This window comes from Frisingicoccus caecimuris, from assembly GCF_004340975.1.
GTDB classification, from domain to species: Bacteria; Bacillota; Clostridia; order Lachnospirales; family Lachnospiraceae; genus Frisingicoccus; species Frisingicoccus caecimuris.
On sequence record NZ_SLXA01000026.1, the window covers coordinates 1 to 4,124 of the forward strand.

Annotated in this window: 3 protein-coding genes; all 3 read left to right on the plus strand. The window is 42.5% G+C overall.

Features of this window, described 5'->3' with window-relative positions; all coding sequences use genetic code 11:
• The first annotated feature begins 131 nt into the window (after nucleotides 1-131).
• Genes EV212_RS13290 through EV212_RS13300 form a run of 3 tightly spaced genes read left to right on the plus strand, consistent with a single transcriptional unit; the run spans nucleotide 132 to nucleotide 4,031 of the window.
• A complete protein-coding gene (locus EV212_RS13290; protein WP_132094459.1) occupies nucleotides 132-2,036 on the plus strand; it encodes a tyrosine-type recombinase/integrase in 1,905 nt (634 codons plus the stop codon).
• Nucleotides 2,033-3,016: a tyrosine-type recombinase/integrase gene (locus tag EV212_RS13295; RefSeq protein WP_132094462.1), complete on the plus strand. Its 984-nt coding sequence runs from the start codon at nucleotides 2,033-2,035 to the stop codon at nucleotides 3,014-3,016. Before EV212_RS13290 ends, EV212_RS13295 begins: the two co-directional genes overlap by 4 nt.
• Nucleotides 3,009-4,031, plus strand: a complete 1,023-nt coding sequence (locus tag EV212_RS13300) for a tyrosine-type recombinase/integrase (RefSeq protein ID WP_132094465.1) — start codon at nucleotides 3,009-3,011, stop codon at nucleotides 4,029-4,031. Before EV212_RS13295 ends, EV212_RS13300 begins: the two co-directional genes overlap by 8 nt.
• Nucleotides 4,032-4,124 lie beyond the last annotated feature (93 nt).

A 4,124-nucleotide genomic window follows, 5' to 3' on the forward strand; every position in this document is an offset into this window, starting at 1 on the left:
TTATCCTTACGATATTTTTATCCTCACCTTTTTATGGAGCATTAAGTTTAGCCAGTTTTTCAATAGAAATATAAGGATAAAAATTTATATGCAATAATGAAGTCACAATAAAACCGGAAGGATGTGATTTCATGAATTACAATGAAACTTCAGAAAAAGTAATGATGCTGCTGAAAGAAAAGGAGGTGTGTTCCAGCAGTCAGAAGTCGCATAGAGATTGCTATGAGTCCCTTGGTCTTTTTATAAAGCAAAGAGATGGAAGTTATTCAGATGCGATCCGTGAAAGCTGGCTTGCAGAGATCAAGAATGAATTACCACGGCAAAGGTGTGCTGTATGGGTACAGTATGTATATCAGTTAGAGGAAATGGACTTTACCGGAACTATTTCTGACCGCAGGCTTTATCTGAGCCGGTCAAACTATGACAAGCTGCCTGCACTATGGCGAAAGGACCTTGATGTATATCTTGCTGATTGTAGCAGCCGCTATACAGCCCGGACATTGAAACTTACCCGGATTTACTGTTCAGAGGGATTACTTTTTCTGGATGATATGGGGGTGCATGCCATTGCTGATATCACTTATGATGCAGTCATAAAGCTGATAGGAGCAAAAATGTACTGTTCTGATGATACAAAGGCCATGATATTGAACAATACTGCGCGTATGATCAGATTTTATGGAGAAAAAGGTCTTTGCCCTATGAACTACAGCCTTGTCTTGAAATGCCAGATATATCCTCATATCGGGTCAGTATCTGAGTTCTCATCTGAGAATCGGAGAGCTCTGGATAAGATAACTGACGTAACCTTATCGGCAGATGAATTCCATAAAACGATCACACCTTTTATTAAGATTTTGGAATCTCATGGATATGTTGGTACGACCCTAAACCTTGCCAGACATGCCTTGACTGCACTGTACCTGTTCCTGGATATGCATTTCTTCGGATTTCATCAGGATATCATGTGGATCTGGTTTGCAGAAATCAATAGAACGCTGGGGCATTCATGGCGCCATTGGCGGCGAGTCCTGAAATTTTATGAAGATTATACCCTGATAGGTGATATACATCCAGATGGTAAGTACAAATATGATCCAATCATGTTTGATGAACTGCCATCATGGTGCAGAGAGGCTATATCAGGGCTGCTCGATCAGAAAAAGCGAGAATTTCGGGATGCTGGAACAATAAAAAGTTACCGTTGTTCCTGCACTCGTTTCTGCAGATTTCTGGTTGACCATGGCTATGAAAATTTCAACCAGCTTTCACCCACAATCATAAAAGAGTTTTCGCGCTATGATGAGCATACAACTTTTCAGGGACGGTCTGGCTGCTTTGTGGTCGTAAGGGCGTTTTTACGCTATCTTGCTGAAAAGGGATATGTAGATAATCACAGTCTGGATGTATGTCTGATGTCAGGAACTGCTCCGCAGGATAAGATCATTGATGTGCTGTCTGATGAGCAGTTACAGAGAATCAATACTTTTCGGGCGGAACACAATGAACCTATAGAACTTCGCGACATTGCAATCGTTTTGCTTGGAGTTAGGATGGGGCTGAGGGCATATGATATCCTGGCACTCAGATTTCAGGATATTGACTGGAAGAACCGTCAGATATCCATTGTCATGAAGAAAACAAAAACGCAGATCACTCTTCCGTTACCTGTTGAAGTTGGCAATGCTGTATATTCATATATAACATCCGGCAGACCAAAGACCGGTACTGAATATATTTTTATCAGATCAAAAGCTCCATACGGAAAACTTACTGGTAAGGTATGCACAAAAGCTCTCTACCGTATCCTGCCTGAGAGAAAAGATGTAAAAGGCGGTGGTTTTCATGTGACCCGCAGAACCTTCGCAACAAATCTTTTGCGGAACAATGCAGGGATTGATGATGTCATGGACGCTCTTGGACACCGTGATCCGACAAGTGTTATGAAGTATCTGCTTCTGGATGACGAAAGAAGCAGAAAATGTGGATTATCCCTGGACCGTGCCGGGATCCTCATGGAAGGAGGTTTGGCATGAATATCAGTGGTTATCAATTCCAAAGCTGTTTTGCACCGTACATTGAAATGTTTTTACAGGAAAAACGGGCTGCTGGTTTTATATATGAAAGCGAAGAATGGAAACTGAAACACTTTGATGTTTTCTGTATAGAGGAATCCGTTAAGGAGCCACATCTGAGCAGAGATCTTGTAAAGAAATGGGGAACTTTACGTGATGGCGAAGCTCTCGTCACGTGCTCCGCCAGAACATCCGTAATACGACAATTCGCATTGTTTCTGGTTTCATTGGGGTTAGAAGCTTACATCCCATCTAACTTTTATAAAGCTGAGAAAACAGTAGTACATATCCTGTCAGATGCTGAAATAAAAGCATTCTTCGAAGCGGTTGATAGTTACGCTCCAGCAGTCAGCATAATAGGTTTCTATCGGCTGGCTACCGAGTATAAGGTACTTTTTCGGCTCATTTATTGTTGTGGCCTGCGCATTTCAGAAGCAAGAAAACTACACTGGATGGATATGGATCTTAGACAGGGAACAATCCGCATACTGCATTCCAAAGGACATAAGGACCGACTGATATATATGCCTGAGGACCTTACAGAACTGTTACGGACATATGAAAAAGTCCTGTACGATAAATATCATTGCCTGTCGGACTGGGTTTTCCCTGCAAGAGAAACTGAAAGGTGCCTGAGTAACTGTACAATTGATAAAAAGTTCCGGGAATTCTGGGCTTTGACACCGTATGCGAAATACTGTGACAAAGCTCCGACAGTACACTGCCTCAGACATACTTTTGTGGTAAAACGGATGAATCTGTGGATGGAAGAAGGTATTCCGTTAAAAGAAATGCTTCCATTCCTCAGCAGGTATTTAGGCCATCAAAGCCCGGATGAAACTTTCTATTACTACCATCAGGTTGCCGAAGCGTTCCGAATAATCCGGGCCAAAGATAGGACTGGAAAACTTGTAATCCCGGAGGTAAACACGTATGAGTAGAATAAAGTCACAGAAGAAGCTGTTCTTTTCAAAGACCCTTGAATTCCTTGAACATTACCTGCCGGAGCAGGCATTAAAAAGCAGAAATACGGTGGAGACTTACCGGGATGCGCTGACAGTTTTTAGACGATATGTAACAGACACTCTGCATCTGTCTATACGCTCCTTCGGATTCGAGGATTGTACACATGACCTGTTGTTGTCCTATATAGAGTTCCTGAACAAAAATGGAAATGCCGAAACCACCTGCAATAACAGGCTGGCAGCAATCAGGGCATACCTGTGGTATGTTGCGGATGGTGATATTTCTTTACAGTCAGTAGCGCTGACGGCTTCACATGTTCCCTTTCTCAAAGTACCAAAACTGACAAGGGAAGTGATATCTGAGGAGGATCTTAAAGCATTGCTTTCAGCCCCTCTGAATACAAAGATTGGCCAAAGGGATCAGATGATCCTTATCTTACTTTATGATTCGGCCATCCGGGTCTCTGAATTGTTATCGCTTGATGTCTCCTCAGTAAATCTGGATGCTGAGATACCATACCTTAGAATATACGGAAAAGGTGATAAGGAACGAATCGTTGCTATCACAGACACAACTGCCGACCACATGAGGAATTACCTTAAGGCTTATCATCCAACGAAGGATCCTGACTCGCCACTGATATTTACAGTCATAAAAGGCAGGAAAGATAGGATGTCTGTAGGAAATGTAGAACGTATCATAAAAAAATATGCATCCAAGATACGTCCTGAACATCCTAACCTGCCAGAACACTGCTATCCGCACATGGTTCGCCGGACCCGTGCAACAAATCTGTATCAGGATGGAACGGAACTGGAGCTTATCTCCAGGATACTAGGACATTCCTCAACGGAGACTACCCGCATTTACGCAGTTCCTTCAGTGGAAATGATGCGCAAAGCAATGGAATCCGGCAAAATGTCAACAGATGAAAAACCGCTGTGGCCTGATGATGAGGCAGAAATGGCACGAATCTGTGGTTTAAGATGAAAACGTTATCCTCATCTTTTTGAAGCGCAGGCAAAGAAAAATGGCTGTTGCCAGAAAAGATGAGGATAAAAATATCGTAAGGATAATCCTGTT

Excerpts from the sequence above, each read along its gene's own strand:
- EV212_RS13290 (WP_132094459.1), top strand. The coding sequence starts at position 132 with ATGAATTACAATGAAACTTCAGAAAAAGTAATGATGCTGCTGAAAGAA.
- EV212_RS13295 (WP_132094462.1), top strand. The coding sequence starts at position 2,033 with ATGAATATCAGTGGTTATCAATTCCAAAGCTGTTTTGCACCGTACATT.
- EV212_RS13300 (WP_132094465.1), top strand. The coding sequence starts at position 3,009 with ATGAGTAGAATAAAGTCACAGAAGAAGCTGTTCTTTTCAAAGACCCTT.